We start from the raw sequence: 18,384 nt of genomic DNA on the forward strand, positions 1-18,384 counted from the left end.
TTGTTAAAATATTTATTTTTTTGTGATGTGAAAAATTTGGAAATCATTATATTATTCTGTATTTCATTGCGTTGAAAAAGTAATGTTCTGCAGTTTCAGTAATTTTTGAGATGGTGTCTTCGCTTAAGTCAAATGAGATAAGTTTTCGAAAATATGGATCGTGACTTTCTCTAAAAAGAGAATATTTGGTACCTTTCCAAATTTGGATTAGTTTTTGGCGCGCTTCTTGTTGACAATGTGGGTTTGAAGAAATTGTTCGAGTATTCCAGTCGAATATATGATTCATCCAAGCTCCTCCAGCATGATGTAATAGCAATACTGGTGTGTTTATACCGCTACAGTAATCCGATATTAGAGTGAATAGTAACTTTTTTGCATGTAGTCTTGATAAATTAGGAAAATGCCATGTATTACTAGTACCAAATAATCTACTACTGCCCTTTCCACCTATAGCGCAATAGATGATATGTTCTATCCATAATAATAATACATCTTTCATAGAAAGATGTCGAGGTTGCCAACGTATCAACCCATTTTCTTGAACTGAAATTAATTGACCGATTAATTTAGTCGTATCAAATATTAAAGAAATATTTAGGCTATGTTTTTCAATACAATGAAATGTTTTTATTTGATTTGCCAGTATTGTCATTTTTTTTTGTTGTTTAGTCCAATATAATTTTCCAAATACACCATAAGGTAGAATTCCAGAAGCACGTACATTACGATATAGTTCATCAATGTTTTTATTATGAATTAGATAATCGATCAATTTTATATTTAGTTTATAACGATTGAGTCTATCTACCGAAAAAGGTTCATCATTTGATAATTTTAATGTGTTTTGATCAAAATAAACATTCAAACGGTTTTGAAACCATGTGCGTACTGGATGGCGATAAAAATTGTATAAATCTTGAAACATTATTGTTTTTGTAGCGTGATAAGAAAGTGGAGTATTAAAATTCGGATAGATTAATGGAGAGTGATTGTTATTAATATTTATTGTAGATAGCCATTCTTTAGCAAAACTTTGTTGGTTATTACTAGAATTAAAATTGTCAGGAGAAAAAGGAAACGGATGATGCCATTGGCATAAACGCTGACGTATATGTTTTATGTTAATGTTTATGTCTATATTTTCATGTTCTTTTGAGTAAAAGTTCAAAGCAATATATTCGAAAAGTTCATTAACTAGCACAGAAGGATAATTCATGGCAATATCATACATTGAGTGCCCGATAAAACTAATATATATCCGTTCTTGAGCTAATAACAATGCCATCAAAAATGAATAACAATCTTTTTCGTATATGTTATCGTCATTTTTGCGTGGATTTTTAACCATTAAATTAAAGTCTGGGGTAATTTTATTGCGAGGAAATTTATCGTCATTCATGCCTAAAAAACACACTATTTTGTAAGGAATACAGAAAATTGGATTAATATTGCAAAAATTAATTACATTTGGTATAAATCGGGGGATTATAATATTTTGTGTTAATTTTTGACATAATTTATCGCGTAGCACTGTTATACTGATAGTTTGATTATATTCTGCTTGTATGCCTGATTCTAATACATCTTCGTAGCAGTTTTTTAAGAATAGTAAAACTTTTTTGTTGTCTGAATCCAGATGATCACAATAAAAAAAATCGTCAATTATTTCTTTGAAATAAGATCTCCATTCTATCAATGGATAAGAATGACTGAATCGATCTCTCCATTTTTTTAATGTTTTTAAAAATTCACCTAATTGACCAATAACATTAGAATGGTCTCTGATCGTTATATCATCATATGGTAAAAATTTTTCCCAGGTATTATGTTGATGTTTGATAGCATAACCTAATAACATTCGATTTAATCCAAAATTCCAGGTATTTTGATTAATGATAGGCAAATTAAAATTATACATGGTAATATCATCAAGCCCCCACCTAATACCAGATTCAATAGTCCACTGGTGTAATAATTTCACTTCTTCTTTGTTCATGTTAAACCGAGATGCGATAGGTGTTATTGTTAAAAATGACAAAATTTCTTCAGAAGTAAATCGACTGTGTGTTATATTAAGTATTTTAATAAAAGTTGATACAATGGGGTGAGTATTTTTTTTATAGCTATTTGTTGCGATATTAAACGGTAGATGTCGATCTTGTATATTATCAAATATACTGTGAATAGCTGATTTATAATAGTGTATATCGTAAGCCATAACTATGATGTCTCCCGGAGACAGTGATGGATCATCTGTCATCATGGATAATAAATTATCATGTAACACTTCTACTTCTCGTTGAATACTATGGCAAACATGACAAGTAATTGATTGATCTTCTAATGTTAATAAATGTCGTTCATTATTTTTAAATGTTGTGGTATTACTTTGTTTTTTTTTATTTTTTGTATGATTCTGAAATTCTAAAATGTTTTTTTGTATTATGTGAAGTAAAGAATTTTGTTTAGGAACAATGAAAGATGTTAGTTCTATTTTATCTTGTAATTGAGTAAATAAAGATAGAGTATTGCGAGCGACGTTTCCCCATGAATTTAATAAAGGATGATTGATATTATCATGATTATTACGTTTGAAAAGGTGAGCAGTAACAAATGAAGATGAATGTGATGAAGCAGTTGTTTGGTTGATCAATTGTTTTTCTTGTTGTGTTATAGTATCTTGATCTTGATTAGGTATATAAATCAAATTATGACAACATGGATTTATAAACCATAAGTAAATATCAATATGATAGCTTAATAATTTTAATATATTCCAATATATAGGTGGTATGGATGTGATTCCAAAAATAAATATTCTACTTGGAAGATGATTGCAAATTATATTTTGGGTGTTTTTTAAAAAATTAATGCAACGTTGTAAAGGATGTATATTATTATTATTCAATTTTTGATGATCACATTCTATATTCTCTATAAATATGCGCCATATTTTTGATTGCCAGGACTGATGCGTGTCATCTAAATCATTTATTATTTCATTGGATTCCCAGCTATTCAACCAATCTGGACGATATATTAAATATTGGATAAATAAATTGGAAAGTTGTTCAGAAAATTGACCTATTTTTTGTTGATTGGCATCATCGTGTAAGTATTTGTCTATAATAGGGCACTGGTTTAATATTTGCGTTTGAGATAATATTTTCATAAATTTCCAATATATGCTAGAACATGAGAAATTATTCGTTATAGAGTTATTGGGTTCTATTTTATTAGAAATATATTGTATGAAAGACATTAAAGTCATAAATTTGATATTACATGCAATACCAAAGTGATTAGCTATCTCAATCTGTATCCATTGATCCATAATACTGTGTTCTGTTAATATTATTTCAGATTGCATGGGATCAGGTAATGATTGATCTGACATAGTATTAATTAATAGTTTTTTGAATGCATTTGATTGATTAGAGTGATAAATAATGAACATTGTGTATTAAAATTATCTAATTAGATAAGGCGTATTTTTGTCAATTTGATACATATATATATATGTTCTGTATAAACATATGATATGGGTTATGTTTGTTGTAATTACATATAACTAAAAGTATAACTATAAATATGCAATATAATTTGTTCAATTTCATAAATATGAGCTATGTGTATTAGTTCAAACCGAACTAATTTTAATTAATTCATATATTTCAAAAAACAGAAGAAATAAACAAATGTTGTTCATGATTAAATATTTACAAAATTGATCTTTTTATCATTATTGATTTGCTGTCTTTATTTATTATATAAATGTAGTAATATAAAAAGTATATATAATTTTTTGATGTTTTAAACAATATATATATATATATATATTTAATAAATTAACTATTTATAAGCGACATAAATTATAACTATTCCCAATATAATCATGGGACATGACAAAATTTGACCCATGGTGAGTATGTTATTAATTAATCCTAGATGACTATCAGGTTGACGAAAAAACTCTGCTATAAAACGAAACACACCATAACAAATTAGAAACAATCCAGATACACTACCTACAGGATGTGGTTGACGAATAAACTTGTGTATAATAACGAATAGTATCATTCCTTCTAAAAACATTTCATATAATTGAGATGGATGACGAGGCAGTACACCATAATTATCAAATAGTGGTTGCCATTCAGGATGATCTAGTAATGTTAACAAATCTTGATATACGGAATTAGGAAATAAAACAGCCCATGGAATATCAATGGCTATTCGACCCCATAATTCTCCGTTAATAAAATTTCCTAATCTACCGAGTCCTAATCCAAAAGGAACTGCTGGTACGATAAAATCCGATATTTGAAAAAAAGATTGGTGTTTTTTATAAGAAAACCATGCAATTGATATAATTACACCTATTAATCCGCCATGAAAAGACATACCTCCTTCCCATATATTAAATATCGAAAGTAAGTTTTTAGAAAAAAAAGACCATTGATAAAATAATACATATCCAATACGACCACCCAATAAAACACCAAAACAACACAAACATAGTAAATGTTCTATGTTTACATGCGTCCATAAAACAACATTATTAGAATATCGTATACGATGCGATAATGACCACATGGCGTACATAAAAGCTAATCCATACATCATTCCATACCAATGTAGCGAAATAGGTCCTATTTTAAAAATTACTGGATTAAACGTATGATAATAAAGATCTTGCATATTTATTGATGATATTATACGATGTATAATTGTTGTGATTAGTTTTTAACTAAAATATATAGTTATATTTATATAAAAATAAAACATATTTTGATGTGTCATTGGTATTTTAAAGCTGCAATATTTTAATCACAAATTGATCTATTTTTATTGATTATATTAGATGTTGTTTTATTTTTTATAAATAATAACAGTATTTCACTATGAAATTATTACATTAACAAATTCTTGCATAACTTTTCTATACACATTTCTTTTAAAAAAAACGACTCGGCGTATTGGATACCACACACTAACCCATTTCCAGCTATCAAATGTATGATCTTCATTGTTTTGTATATTAATATGGGTATCTTTAGATAAAAGTTTTAATAAAAACCACTTTTGTTTTTGACCAAAGCAGATCGGTCTAATTTTCCAACGAATTAATTTCTTAGGCAGCCTATAACGTATCCAAGATTGGGTTGAAGATAGAATACGAACATCTTGATAATTCAATCCTATTTCTTCAAATAATTCCCTATACATGGCTTGTTCTGGAGTTTCTCCGATGTTAATTCCGCCTTGAGGAAATTGCCAGCAGTAATGTTGCTTACATTTTCTGGCCCATAATACCTGTTGTTGAGTATTACATAGCACAATTCCTACGTTTAATCGGTAACCGTTACTGTCAATCACCAGATGGCCCCAGTTTTATTAAGATATTTTGTTAAATTTTAAATATTCATATTCACAACAAAAATAACTGTTCCATTGCATTTTTGTATAAATTTAGGAATTATAAAGTATTTAAAATATATGCAAAGCTGCACATATACCCGCTTTGTTTACGTTAGTTAATTAAAATTATTATAGTATCAACATACTTTTTGTATTCTATATTATAATTATAGTTAACTCAAGGAGTTTTATTACGGTGTTGTAAGCTTAAGTTCGTACTTTTCACAGAAATTTTTAATTAAAAAATTTGATTATAATTTGTGTCAGTGTTCTGATTGAAAGTGATATTGTTAATCATTTTATAAAAATTGGAGATATAATATTGCTTATGGAAACATCATTAATAATAATCAATCTATATTTAAAAATTTTAAAATAAAAAGTATAAGAATATGTTTTGATTTGTATCGTTTGGTTCATAATTTGTTTGTTTTTGTCAAAAACACACATAATAAATAATTCTAAATAAACAAGATAAAAATAAGATTAAAAACAATTATATGAGATATAAAAATATTATTTAATTAACATTTTAAATATATTAAATAATGATTTTTTAATAAATATATAGTGTAATATTTAATAATTCTAATACTTTTATTTATGAAAATTTTCCATCGTTTCTAACATAAATAAATCTTCTAGTTTTTGTTTTCGGCGAATTTGACGCATTTTCCCATTTTCAAATAAAACCTCTGGTAATAATGGACGCGTATTATAATTAGAAGACATAGAAGCACCGTATGCACCAGTATCATGAAATATTAAATAATCTCCTACTTTTGCTGAACAAGGTAATTTACGCGTCAATACTGTTCCATTTATATTTTGTGTAAAAATATCTCCAGATTCGCATAATGGCCCACCAACAACGGTATCACATAATGTTTCTACAATCATGTTGCGATTATCTCCGGGTATCAATGAAATATGGTGGTAACTGCCATACATTACTGGGCGCATTAAATCATTATATCCTGCGTCTATTAATACAAAATGACGAGTACCCATTTTTTTTACTGCTCTAATTTGTGCAATTAATATCCCTGATTCCGCAACAAGAAAGCGACCAGGCTCTATTTCTAATGTTACTGTGTGATTTAAATGTTGACTGATGTATTTTCTTGCGTTATTCCATAATTGAAAATAATGATTTACATCTACAACTATGTCGTTGTGTTGATACGGTATTGTTAATCCTCCTCCAGCAGAAATAACATGTACATCTATTTTATATTTTAAGATTTGCTGAACCATCGCATTACATACTTTAGACAAATGGTCGTATTGTACCCCGGAACCAATATGCATATGCAGCCCAATTAATCGTAAATCATAATGATGAATATAATATAAAGCGGTTGGTATATCTTCATGCCAGATACCATGTTTGCTATTTTCTCCTCCAGTATTAGTTTTTTGATTATGTCCATTTCCAAATCCAGGATTAATACGTAACCATACTTTATGCCCAGGAGAACAAATGCCTAATTGCTCTAACATATCTATCGATCCTGCATTAACAACTATATTTAATTTTAATATTCTTAATAGAGTTTCTTCTTCTAAGATGTCAGCAGTGAAAACTATTTCATTACTTTGTTTTCCTGTTTTAAAGCCAGCTAATAATGCTCGTTCAATTTCTCCTAAAGAAACAGCATCTATTTTCACTCCATGATTGTGCATTAATCGCAAAATATGAATATTAGAGCAAGATTTTTGAGCGTACCGTATAACATCAAATTGTTTTAATTGTGTAATACGATTAATTATGATTGAGGCATCGTATACCCATACTGGTCCTTTATATTTTTGATGTAATTTTTTTAAGCTTTCATAAGGAAGAGAGTTTATTTGCGTACAAATACTATGTGCCACGCTATATTCCTATTATCTTTGTTGTATATATGTCAATATCAAGATGTTTAGAGATTGTATCTCTAATACATATATTTTGGAAATATTAAACATAGATTTGTATTATGAAAAAGTGATCAGATAAATCATCAATATGTAATCATGTCTTAAGTACACTGCGAAAATATGAATAAATTTTACTTTGGGCGAAGTGTAGGAAATAAAATCACATCACGAATAGTATGATTATTGGTTAGCAGCATGATCAAACGATCAATTCCTATTCCAATACCTGCTGTAGGGGGTAATCCATATTCTAATGCAATTAGATAATCTGAATCATAATTTATGTGAACATTATTATTATTATTTTTATCTCTTTTTTCATATGTTTGTTTTAAAAAACGTTTTTTTTGATCTTCTGGATCGTTTAATTCTGAAAAACCATTTCCTATTTCTCGCCCAGCAATAAAAAGTTCAAATCGATCGGCACACTCTGGATTGGTATCATTACGACGTGCTAATGGAGATACTTCTATCGGATAAGAAGTAATGCAAGTTGGTTGAATTATTTTTTTTTCTATTGCTTCTTCAAAAATAGCCATGTGTATTCTATGTAACGTCCAGTAATTCTTAATTTTAATGCCAATTGATTTTGCAATAGAAATAGCAGTGTATATATCGTCTATATTTTGGAATTTAGTTTCTGGTAGATAATGAAATATAGCTTCTTTTATACTAATTTGCGTAAAAGGATGTTGAAAATCTAATTCATAATTTCCATAATTTATGATATTTTTACCTAATACTTTTTGTGTTACCGATTTTAATAAATCTTGAACCAAACTGATGATATCGCGATAATCGGCATAAGCCATATATATTTCCATCATTGTAAACTCAGGATTATGATGTGAAGATATACCTTCATTACGAAAATTACGATTTATTTCAAATATTCGTTCGAAACCACCTATCACTAATTTTTTTAGATATAATTCTGGAGCGATGCGTAGATACATATCGATTCCTAATTTATTATGATGTGTAATGAAAGGATGTGCTATAGCTCCTCCTGCGATTGTATGCATCATTGGTGTCTCTACTTCCATGAAATTATTTTTCATCATGAATTGACGTATTTCAGAAATAATTAAAGAACGTATCCTAAATGTTTTTCTTGTTTTTTCATTAATAATTAAGTCTAAATATCTTTGACGATATTTTGTTTCTTGATTGTTTAAACCATGAAATTTATCTGGTAATGGACGTAATGCTTTAGTTAACAATCGAATTTCTTTGCAATATATTGATAGTTCCCCAGTACGCGTTCTAAATAATGTTCCGCGTGCTCCTATGATATCTCCTAAATCCCATTGTTTTATATTTTCATCGTATAAATTTATTGATAATGAATCAGCAGTAATATACAATTGTATGCAACCTTCAATATCTCGTATAGTTATAAAAGATGCTTTTCCCATGATACGTTGACTGATTATGCGTCCTGCTATGTTGACTTCAATGTTTAATTGTATTAATTCTGAATTGGATGTATGAGCGTATTTTTTGTGTAGTTGATTAGAAATAGAACTACGACGAAAATTATTTGGAAATGCTGCGCCTTTTTTACGGAGTTTTGATAGTTTTTTTCGACGAATATTTAATTCATCATCGACATTAAATTTTTTATGTGATTGATCTTTTGAATATATGCGTTTAGTCATTGTAAGTCTCGCTTAGAGTATTTTTGATGCTAATTTTTATGAAATCGTCTAGATCTCCATCTAAAACAGCTTTAACATTACGTTTTTCAAAACCAGTACGCAAATCTTTAACTCTAGAATTATCCAAAATATAAGATCGTATTTGACTACCCCAAGTGATATTTACTTTGTTGTTTTCTCTCATTTTTTTTTCATAATTTTTTTTTTGTAATTCAAGCTCATATAATTTAGCTTTTAGTTGCTTCATGGCTTGATTTTTATTTTTGTGTTGTGAACGATCACTTTGACATTGGGTAACGATATTTGTCGGTATATGGGTAATGCGTACTGCAGATTCTGTACGGTTGACATGTTGACCTCCTGCTCCAGAAGCTCGATAAACATCACAACGTAAATCTTCTGGACGAATGTGAATATTTATACTATCATCTAATTCTGGATACACAAATACTGAAGCAAATGAAGTATGACGTCTTCCAGCAGAATCAAAAGGACTTTTACGTACCAACCTGTGTACACCAGATTCAGTGCGTAACCAACCATATGCATAAGACCCAATAACTTGAACAGTGACAGATTTTATCCCAGTGATTTCTCCTGTTGATTCTTCAATAATTTCGGTGATAAAGCCTTTATGATCCATCCAACGTAGGTACATGCGTAATAACATACTAGCCCAATCCTGTGCTTCAGTTCCTCCGGATCCTGATTGAATATCGACATAACAATTTGAATCATCATATTTTCCTATAAACATACGACTCATCTCTAATTGAGATAACGTACGTTCTAAATCAATTAATTGATCGTGAATTTCAGAAAGCAGGATCTTGTCATATTCTTCCGTTAATTCTAATAAATCATTTAAATCTACTAAATTTTTATAAAGTTGATCAACAATATTGATAAAAATTTTTAAAGAAGATGACTTTTGTCTGAGAATTTTTGCTGTTTTAGGATTTTTCCAAATATCGGGTGATTTTAGTTTGTTGCTAATTGTTTCAAAATATTTTTTTTTGAGATCGTAGTCAAAAATCATCCTTGAACTTAAATATTCTATTTAACATAAGTTGAATATGTTGTTTAATAAGATTGATATCTACCATAAAATTTTATTCCTTAAGATGTATATTTTTATTCATTGTTATTTTATATGGTATATATATACTAATATAGTGAATTCAATTGAGTAGCAATTCTCTACTTAATATCTATAAGAACGTATAATTTCTTATGATATCAGTTATATAATTTAGTTTTGATTTTTTTTTGATCATTATCACTAAAATGAGTTATTAGTTATATATAAATTCGAACTGTCGTATATGTTTTTATTTATTTTATTGGAGGTAAAACTGTAGATAATCATACATTACAAAGATAATAGCATTCAATCAATGATTGTTATGTGTTTGTAACTATTTATTATTATATTAACTATATATAGTGCGAAATAGATAATTGTTCAATTATTAGATTTACGATAATACATAATTAACGTGTGGCTCAATTTTTGTTGAGCGTAATATGTAGACATTTAAGTAATGGAATGGAATTGATATATAGTTATTTTTATTCATAAGGAGAGATATAGTGTTTTCTCATACGACTTTTTCAGGACAGTACCCTGTTCCCTCAAAAGATTTGCCCCTAACATTTATCTCCTTAGAAGAATGGACGTTAGTGAAATTATGTGGACCAGATGTTATACAATGTTTACATAATCAATTTACTTGTGATATTCAAAATTTAGATGAACATAAATATAGTTTTGCAGCACATTGTAATCCAAAAGGCAAAATGATTAGCAATATGTATGTTTTTCATTTTAAAAATCAAGAAATGGCATTGATTGAACGTTTAAATATATGCAAGAAACAAATAGAAGAAATGAAAAAATATATGGTATTTTCTAATGTTACTGTTGTCCCTGATTACGATGCAATACTTATTGGAATAGCTGGAAGAAATGCAAGAAATCATTTAAGTATGTTTTTTTCAGTGCTTCCAAATGAGACGCATACAATAATTCATGCTCAAGATGTAACTTTACTTTACTTTAGTGCGCCATCGGAACGATTTTTATTGATTATTAATAAAAAATCAGTATTAGATCGCTTGTTAAATGAATCACAATTTCACATACAACTTAACGATAGTCGCCAATGGGTATCGTTGGATATGGAAGCAGGTTATCCAATTATTGAGCCAACGACTAGTGAATTATTTATCCCTCAAGCTGTTAATATGGATATATTACAGGGTATTAGTTTTGATAAGGGTTGTTATATTGGACAAGAATCTATTGCGCGCATTAAATATCGTGGATGTAACAAACAAACGTTATGTCGGTTAAATGGTGTCATTGATTATACGAATCGTTATAAATTGCCTGCAGCTGGTGATCAGGTAGAGTTAAAAGTAAATAATCAATACTGGAAAAATATTGGAGTTGTTTTGCATTCCTGTCAAATTAAAAAAAATAATGTATGGGTACAAGTAGTGTTAAATAGATCGATTTTAGAGCCTTCAGAATTGAGAATTACAAATATACAAACTCATGACAGTCTTATTTTTCATTATTGATATTTGATTAATTTAAATGATTTTTTAATAGACTAATGCTTTTAGTTATAATGGTCTTTTAGTAACCATTCCGGCATATTATTTAAGCCCATAATACGATGTAAAATATGCATTTTTAAATTGGGAACAGTGTTTATCAGATAATAAATAAAACATTGTATGTATTTTACAAGATTATTTTTATTGTGAAGAAACATATACATATGTGGCATATACATGAAGTCTTTAATTATTCTGTGTTTTCTATTGTGTTCATAATATTTTAAATAACTATAGTATCCAATATCTTTGTTACTTTCTTTTAGATTCTTTAGATAATGTAATAAAATTGCTGCATCTATCAGTTCTGAATTGATATTTTGAAAAAATAAAGGACACATGGTGTGTGCGGCGTTGCCTAATAATACTAAACGATGGTTTGTACATTTATGTGTATATTGCATTCTAAGTAGTGAAATGTTATATTTTTTATTATCACACATAATACAAAGACCGAGTATATTGCAAATTTTAATTAACGCTTCATTAATAGATTGATCGGCATCGGATACATATAAATACTTTTTAGCAGCATATGGAGGCAATAACCAAAAAACAACGGAGAGATGCATATTTTTTAATGGTAATAACATTACTAATCCATCGTTATGAACAATATAACGAAGAATGCTGTTGTGGGTTTTCTCGGTTTGAATAATAGTAGTTAATCCATAATATTTATTATCTCTAAATATTATGGAAAGATTTGCAGCGTTTCTTACCCAAGAATTTATTCCATCTGCTCCTATTACTAATTTAGCTTTAAATGTATAATTATTGGCTATTGTAATAAATGCTGCATCTTCATGATAATTGATTGATTCAGGTACGTATGAAGAAATAAATGTGATATTTTTTAATTGTTGTGCACGATCAATTAAAGCTTGATATATTAAATGTTTATCAATAATATATCCTAAATCAAGGTATCCTAAGTAACCGGAATTAAAAACAATTTTACTTATATTATGATTTTTAAGAATTTCCAGTTTATGTAATGCAACAGAGAAATCTGATATTTTTGGATGCCAAATTTTTAAATATTGAAGAATTTTTATGCTAGTTATATTAACTAATGATGTTTCCAAATCCCATAGATTTGCTTCATACGTATGAAAATGTGTATGTTCTATAATTGCAATACGAAAACCATCACCTAATCCACAGGCTAATGCTAGTCCAGCGATTCCTTGATTTACAATTAATAGATCGAAACTGTCCATATTATTGTTTATTTCAATAAAAAAATTAATCTGTTTTCCAATTTAATATTGTATTTACCAAAAGGCGCCTTAGAAAGGTACTGTAGTGAACAAAAAATAAACCCATACTTCGAGCAATAATCAATGGTAAGCAATGATTGCTAAATAGACGCACTAATCCATCAGTGATGGTAATGGTTCTATATTGATCTAAATACCTGTGTTTCTGGTATGTATTTAGCACAGAATAGTCTCCAATATCTACATTCTGATATAGTGCTTGTGTAATTATTTTCGACAACACTACAATATCACGTAATCCAAGATTAAATCCTTGCCCTGCAATAGGATGTAGACTTTGCGCCGCATTTCCGACTAATGCCAATCTGTGACTAATGTGACTATTTGCTCGGGTTAGCCAAAGATCGTAAAAATATCTTTTTCCTACATCTAAAATTTTTCCTAATTTCCATCCGAATACATTTTGTAATTCTTGAGAAAATTTATCTTTCTTCCATGTAGATACTTCTTTTTTTTGCTTGTCAGAAATACACCAAATTAAAAAACTAAAATCGTTAGCCATCGGTAATATTGCTAATGGTCCATGTTCTGTAAATTTTTCAAAAGCTCTTCCAAAATGCGGTATTTCAGTAGTAATTTTAGAAACTATAGCAGTTTGTTGATAATTCCATCTGAACCATTTTATACCACAATTAGAAGCTAATGTGGAATCAGTACCATCTGCCGCTACCATTAATTTTGAAATAATTTGATGACCATTATTTAAAATAATTATATTGTTTTTTTTTCCGCGCTTGATTTTTTGTAGAGTTGCTGGGCAATATACAGTCACAGTTGATTTTTTATGTAAAAAATCAAATAACTTTTTTTTAAAAATGTTTAATTCGATAACATAACCTAATTCTGATAATTGATAATCTTGAGCATTAATGAATATTTTATGTAACCGATGATATTCACTGATCTCTACTTGTTTTATAACAGTGGAGCAAGAAGATAAAATTGAAGCCATATTAATTCGTATCAATTCAGAATAAGCTCCTCGTGATAAAGCTATTACATGAGGAGGGTATATATTCGAAGATAATTTTGTATCATAACAATAAGGAGAATGTTGTTCTATTAAAGATATCTCTAGGTCTCCTTTGGTTAATTTAGATAACATTAAGGCTAGTATTGCGCCTGTCATTCCTCCGCCATTTATAACAATAGACATTGATTATTTATTACTTAACGTATGAATACTTTAAATTTAGTATTTGAAAAAATATAGCGTATAAATTAATATAATCGGATTCAATTTGAAAATATTAATATTATATATCTTAGTAATGTAATTTTTATATAATTTAATACTCGACATAAGTTAGTTAACCATATAACAACAAAAAACATAATATGTAAACATCTTTGTAAGAATTAATATACTAGTAGATAAAGTATATTTTTAGTTAATTGAAATATGGGTTCGACACGCATGTCAAAATTTTTCGTATTCATTGTGTAGTATAACTAATAAGATTAAAATCTAATTGCAATAATTCTTATTCATTATAAAATATGAGATGTATTTATGCTATTAAATGACGATCATAAAAATATGAGAATTGACTGTAATATAATTTCAGTGGTTAGTGTTTATAGTAAATAAGCTTATATTTACAAAACATCCAAACTATTACTTGTATTAATAAAATGAATTGCAGTGGTTTATAGTATATTGAATATTCATATTTTTATTTTAAATGTATCCGGTTTGCAAATATCTTTGTAGCCTATAGCCGCTATGAGCTACAAAGATATTTTATAATTTTTTTGAAATACCTAATTTTCTAATTTTACTATATTTACATACATATTAATTATCTTCTATATAAGATATTTTTATGTTTAATATTTTCAAGAACTTAATAATGATTAATTGCTGTACGTGTTTAAAATGAAACAATGATTATTATTTTTTAATCAAATATTTATGTACAAAATAAAATTTTGGTATGCGCCTATAACTCATATAGTAATTATTGCAATAATATGATTATTGAAAGTATAAACAAATTGAATTTTTTCAGGAAAGAAATATGAATGAACAACCAATAGATATTCAAATTTTCGGTCGAACATTACGTATCAATTGTCCGCTTCAACAACAGGATGCTTTAAATAAGGCGGTAGAAGATTTAACTCAACGTTTGCAGGATTTAAAAATCAGAACAAGAGTAACTAATGCCGAACAATTAGTATTTATAGTTGCTTTAAATGTATGTCATGAATTGGCTCAGGAGAAATTAAAAACGAGTGAATATGCAGCTAATATTGAGCAACATATTCTGTTGTTACAACAAACTATCGAAAGAGCTTTAATTGCACATACCCATATTACTGAACATGCTAATAGATCATTGGAATGTTCTAAACACCTATAATTTAATGTGTTATACATGTTATGTATTGTGTATAGTCGTAATAACGTCGTCAAAATAATGAATATTAGTGTAGTTAATGTTATGTTTAGTGTAAGCAGAATGTGTTATGTTGTGTTCATGCAATAATATCAATCAGAATATGTATGCCGATGACAAAAAATCATACAGAAAATTTCTTCGTATGTATATACGCAAAATACGTAGGACTTTAACGTTTCAAGAACAATATATAGCGGCACAATTAATAACTAACAAGATTATAATTATCAATCATATACATAGATCTGCGCGTATAGCAATGTTTATTGATTGTGATGGAGAAATAAATACTTCTTTGCTTATTAGAACTTTGTTGTTGATGCATAAGCAAATATATTTACCGATTCTGACTGGTTCAGGATCTAAATATTTAGAGTTTGCACGATATACATTTTCAACGCCTCTCATATGTAATCATTTAAATATATATGAACCTAAATGGAACACCAGTTCCATTATGCCTATAGAAAAAATAGATGTTATATTTGTTCCTTTAGTTGCATTCGATATTGGTGGAAATCGATTGGGAATGGGTGGTGGTTTTTATGATAGAACACTAAAAAATTGGAAGCATCAGGGCCATTATATACCTATAGGTTTAGCGCATGATTTTCAAAAAATACCTACCCAATTGCTTCCTGTAGAAACATGGGACGTAATATTACCAGAAATTATCACTCCATCTCATCATGTGATCGTAGACGATTATTAAACAATAAATACTCTGATAAAGTTATATTGTTGTAATGTTTAATTTTTATGGTGAATGATCATATTTTTTGAATACGGAAAGGGATTGTATAAATTTTCAGCAATTAATTATTAGTTAATTGAATTTATTATTTAAGGATTTTCCGACAATAATCATATTAAAAATATATTGATTTACACCGACTATATCAATTATCAATAAGCTTCATTTTATGTTATTTAAACTAATTTTTTTAGTATATCAAAAAAATTACATAATTATTTTTATACCTTCTTTTGTTCCAATTAATACTATATCTGCTCGTCTTTGAGCAAATATACCAACACTTACCACTCCTGGAATATTATTAATTTTTGTTTCTAATAACGACGCATCTACAATTTTCATATTATATACGTCTAAGATGTTGTTGCCATTATCAGTAATTACATTATGTCGATATTCTGGTAAGCCACCTAAACGTACTACTTCTCTCGCTACTAATGATCGAGCCATAGGAATGACTTCTATTGGCAATGGACCGCGTCCTAAAATAGAAACTTGTTTGCTGCTGTCAACAATACAAATGAATTTTTTAGCTGCAGTAGCGATAATTTTTTCCTTAGTTAAGGCGCCACCTCCTCCTTTAATCATTTGCATATGTGAATCAATTTCATCTGCACTGTCAACATATACATCTAATTCGTGTAAGTTATTAAGATTATATAGAGGAATACCTATTTTTTTTAATTGATTAGATGAGTAATTTGAGCTAGAAACTACGCCGTCTATTCTTTCTTTTACACTGTTCAGTGCTTCAATAAAATATGTAACGGTAGAACCTGTTCCTACTCCGATAATTCTGCTAGACTGAATATATTTTAAAGCTTCCCAACCTACTGATTTTTTTAATTTATTTTGTACCATACAGCACCTATACAAGATGTATATAATATAATTAGCATACTGATTTCGATCTATTATTGTTGATGTTTGATGATAATTTTCATTTTATATATATATCAAAAAAATAATGTTTAATGGAAATTAAACCATACATTAGATAATTTTTATGATTTCGTGAAGAGATTACATTCTGCAAACAACAAACAAATTTTGTGATTTATTTATTTTGAAGTTCTATTTAATCTTACTTGTTGTAAGACATAATACTAGTAATACTCATCTAACTGCACTGAGCATAATTCGGTTTTATTAATACATGAATTTGATCTAATGTAATCATAATTTGCTATTAAAGCATGATTTTACAAAATGTTAATAGCATTTAAAGTACAAAATATTTTTTCTAAATACTTAATCATTGATTTTTGTCCTTCACGAATCCAGATACGTGGATCATAAAATTTTTTATTTGGTTGATCGTGTCCATACGGGTTACCTAATTGAGTTTGAAGAAAATTTTTATTGTGTTGATAGTATTTTAAAATTCCGTTCCAAGTAGCCCACTGTATATCAGTATCAATATTAATTTTTACAACACCGTAACTAATAGCTTCTTTAATTTCTTCTTCTGTAGATCCAGATCCTCCATGAAATACTAAATTTAAAAAATTATCAGGTAATCCAAATTTTTTAGAAACGTATTTTTGTGATTTTTGAAGAATTTTTGGATTTAATTGTATGTTTCCTGGTTTATATACACCATGTACATTTCCAAATGCTGCAGCTATAATGAATCGAGGGCTGATGATATGCAATTTTTCATAAGCGTAAGTTATATCTTCTGGATTTGTATATAAAAGTGAACGGTCCAAATGATGGTGATCAATACCATCTTCCTCTCCTCCTGTGCAACCTAATTCTATCTCTAAAGTCATATTTAATTTATTCATACGGCTTAAATATTTTGAGCTAATTGCTATGTTTTCTTTTAAAGATTCTTCAGATAAATCAATCATATGAGATGAAAATAATGGGCTACCAGTTTCATAAAAATGTTTTGTACCTAAATCTAACAAAGCATCGATCCAAGGCAAATTTTTTTTAGTGCAATGATCAGTATGTAAAATAACAGGAATACCATAGTGTTTAGCAATGTGATGCACGTGTAGACTTCCAGAGATAGCTCCTAATACTGCTGTAGGGTAATCATTGTTATTGTTATTTAAACCGTATCCTGCCATAAAAGCAGATCCTTTCTTAGAAAACTGTAAAATAATTGGAGACTGCATATTAGCTGCAGCTTCTAGCGCAGCATTAATTGAATCTATGTTTATACAGTTTATTGCTGGTAAAGCAAAATTATTTTTTTTTGCAAAATTAAACATTTTCTGTACACTATCTCCAGTGACTACGCCTGGTTTTATAAAATCGAGAATCTTAGTCATTTATTTTCTTCTGTTGTTAATGAA

13 protein-coding genes are annotated in these 18,384 nt (G+C 28.3%); 3 read left to right on the top strand and 10 right to left on the bottom strand.

Annotated elements, in window-relative coordinates; translation table 11 throughout:
• Positions 1-46: 46 nt before the first annotated feature.
• The 6 genes from recC to prfB all read right to left on the bottom strand — a co-directional run bounded on the left by recC (position 47) and on the right by prfB (position 10,111).
• The gene (gene recC, locus M9397_RS01330) at positions 47-3,457 is read right to left on the bottom strand and encodes an exodeoxyribonuclease V subunit gamma (RefSeq protein WP_284150758.1); all 3,411 of its coding nucleotides are present in this window, start codon (positions 3,455-3,457) and stop codon (positions 47-49) included.
• 395 nt (positions 3,458-3,852) lie between these two features.
• Positions 3,853-4,701 (bottom strand): prolipoprotein diacylglyceryl transferase, encoded by an 849-nt coding sequence (gene lgt, locus M9397_RS01335; RefSeq protein ID WP_250227168.1) that lies wholly within the window; start codon positions 4,699-4,701, stop codon positions 3,853-3,855.
• A gap of 201 nt (positions 4,702-4,902) precedes the next feature.
• Positions 4,903-5,379: an RNA pyrophosphohydrolase gene (gene rppH / locus M9397_RS01340; RefSeq protein ID WP_250227169.1), complete on the bottom strand. Its 477-nt coding sequence runs from the start codon at positions 5,377-5,379 to the stop codon at positions 4,903-4,905.
• Positions 5,380-6,018: 639 nt separating this feature from the next.
• Positions 6,019-7,299 (bottom strand): diaminopimelate decarboxylase, encoded by a 1,281-nt coding sequence (gene lysA, locus M9397_RS01345; RefSeq protein WP_250227170.1) that lies wholly within the window; start codon positions 7,297-7,299, stop codon positions 6,019-6,021.
• Between the two features lie 176 nt (positions 7,300-7,475).
• Positions 7,476-9,005 (bottom strand): lysine--tRNA ligase, encoded by a 1,530-nt coding sequence (lysS, locus tag M9397_RS01350; RefSeq protein WP_250227171.1) that lies wholly within the window; start codon positions 9,003-9,005, stop codon positions 7,476-7,478.
• A protein-coding gene (prfB, locus tag M9397_RS01355) for a peptide chain release factor 2 (RefSeq protein WP_250227172.1) occupies positions 8,998-10,111 on the bottom strand; the annotation gives its coding sequence in 2 pieces (ribosomal slippage) (positions 8,998-10,047 and positions 10,049-10,111; 1,113 coding nt in all). The genes lysS and prfB overlap by 8 nt, the downstream gene beginning before the upstream one ends.
• Before the next feature lie 487 nt (positions 10,112-10,598).
• Here prfB and ygfZ point away from each other — a divergent pair.
• Positions 10,599-11,591 (top strand): tRNA-modifying protein YgfZ, encoded by a 993-nt coding sequence (ygfZ, locus tag M9397_RS01360; protein ID WP_250227173.1) that lies wholly within the window; start codon positions 10,599-10,601, stop codon positions 11,589-11,591.
• A 41-nt stretch (positions 11,592-11,632) separates the two neighbouring features.
• Here ygfZ and M9397_RS01365 read toward each other — a convergent pair whose 3' ends face one another.
• Both M9397_RS01365 and ubiH read right to left on the bottom strand, forming a co-directional pair.
• Positions 11,633-12,853: an FAD-dependent monooxygenase gene (locus M9397_RS01365; protein WP_250259845.1), complete on the bottom strand. Its 1,221-nt coding sequence runs from the start codon at positions 12,851-12,853 to the stop codon at positions 11,633-11,635.
• A gap of 25 nt (positions 12,854-12,878) precedes the next feature.
• Positions 12,879-14,069 carry a 2-octaprenyl-6-methoxyphenyl hydroxylase gene (gene ubiH, locus M9397_RS01370; protein WP_250259847.1) on the bottom strand — a complete coding sequence of 397 codons (1,191 nt, stop codon included), beginning with the start codon at positions 14,067-14,069 and terminating at the stop codon, positions 12,879-12,881.
• Positions 14,070-14,934: 865 nt separating this feature from the next.
• Here ubiH and zapA point away from each other — a divergent pair.
• Together zapA and M9397_RS01380 are read left to right on the top strand one after the other, a co-directional pair.
• On the top strand, positions 14,935-15,279 hold the full coding sequence (gene zapA, locus M9397_RS01375; protein WP_250227176.1) for a cell division protein ZapA: 345 nt from the start codon (positions 14,935-14,937) through the stop codon (positions 15,277-15,279).
• A 181-nt stretch (positions 15,280-15,460) separates the two neighbouring features.
• The gene (locus tag M9397_RS01380; protein ID WP_250259849.1) at positions 15,461-16,030 is read left to right on the top strand and encodes a 5-formyltetrahydrofolate cyclo-ligase; all 570 of its coding nucleotides are present in this window, start codon (positions 15,461-15,463) and stop codon (positions 16,028-16,030) included.
• Positions 16,031-16,279: 249 nt separating this feature from the next.
• Here M9397_RS01380 and rpiA read toward each other — a convergent pair whose 3' ends face one another.
• Together rpiA and fbaA are read right to left on the bottom strand one after the other, a co-directional pair.
• The gene (rpiA, locus tag M9397_RS01385; protein WP_250227178.1) at positions 16,280-16,936 is read right to left on the bottom strand and encodes a ribose-5-phosphate isomerase RpiA; all 657 of its coding nucleotides are present in this window, start codon (positions 16,934-16,936) and stop codon (positions 16,280-16,282) included.
• Positions 16,937-17,277: 341 nt separating this feature from the next.
• Positions 17,278-18,360, bottom strand: coding sequence for a class II fructose-bisphosphate aldolase (gene fbaA, locus M9397_RS01390; RefSeq protein WP_250227179.1), 1,083 nt, complete (start codon positions 18,358-18,360; stop codon positions 17,278-17,280).
• Positions 18,361-18,384: the final 24 nt, after the last annotated feature.

Origin of the sequence: Blochmannia endosymbiont of Camponotus sp. C-003 (assembly GCF_023585685.1) — a bacterium.
Classification (GTDB): Bacteria; Pseudomonadota; Gammaproteobacteria; order Enterobacterales; family Enterobacteriaceae; genus Blochmanniella.

Coding starts and splice junctions, on each gene's coding strand:
- rpiA (WP_250227178.1), bottom strand. CDS start 16,936: ATGGTACAAAATAAATTAAAAAAATCAGTAGGTTGGGAAGCTTTAAAA.
- M9397_RS01380 (WP_250259849.1), top strand. CDS start 15,461: ATGTATATACGCAAAATACGTAGGACTTTAACGTTTCAAGAACAATAT.
- zapA (WP_250227176.1), top strand. CDS start 14,935: ATGAATGAACAACCAATAGATATTCAAATTTTCGGTCGAACATTACGT.
- ubiH (WP_250259847.1), bottom strand. CDS start 14,069: ATGTCTATTGTTATAAATGGCGGAGGAATGACAGGCGCAATACTAGCC.
- recC (WP_284150758.1), bottom strand. CDS start 3,457: ATGTTCATTATTTATCACTCTAATCAATCAAATGCATTCAAAAAACTA.
- M9397_RS01365 (WP_250259845.1), bottom strand. CDS start 12,853: ATGGACAGTTTCGATCTATTAATTGTAAATCAAGGAATCGCTGGACTA.
- fbaA (WP_250227179.1), bottom strand. CDS start 18,360: ATGACTAAGATTCTCGATTTTATAAAACCAGGCGTAGTCACTGGAGAT.
- lgt (WP_250227168.1), bottom strand. CDS start 4,701: ATGCAAGATCTTTATTATCATACGTTTAATCCAGTAATTTTTAAAATA.
- lysS (WP_250227171.1), bottom strand. CDS start 9,005: ATGACTAAACGCATATATTCAAAAGATCAATCACATAAAAAATTTAAT.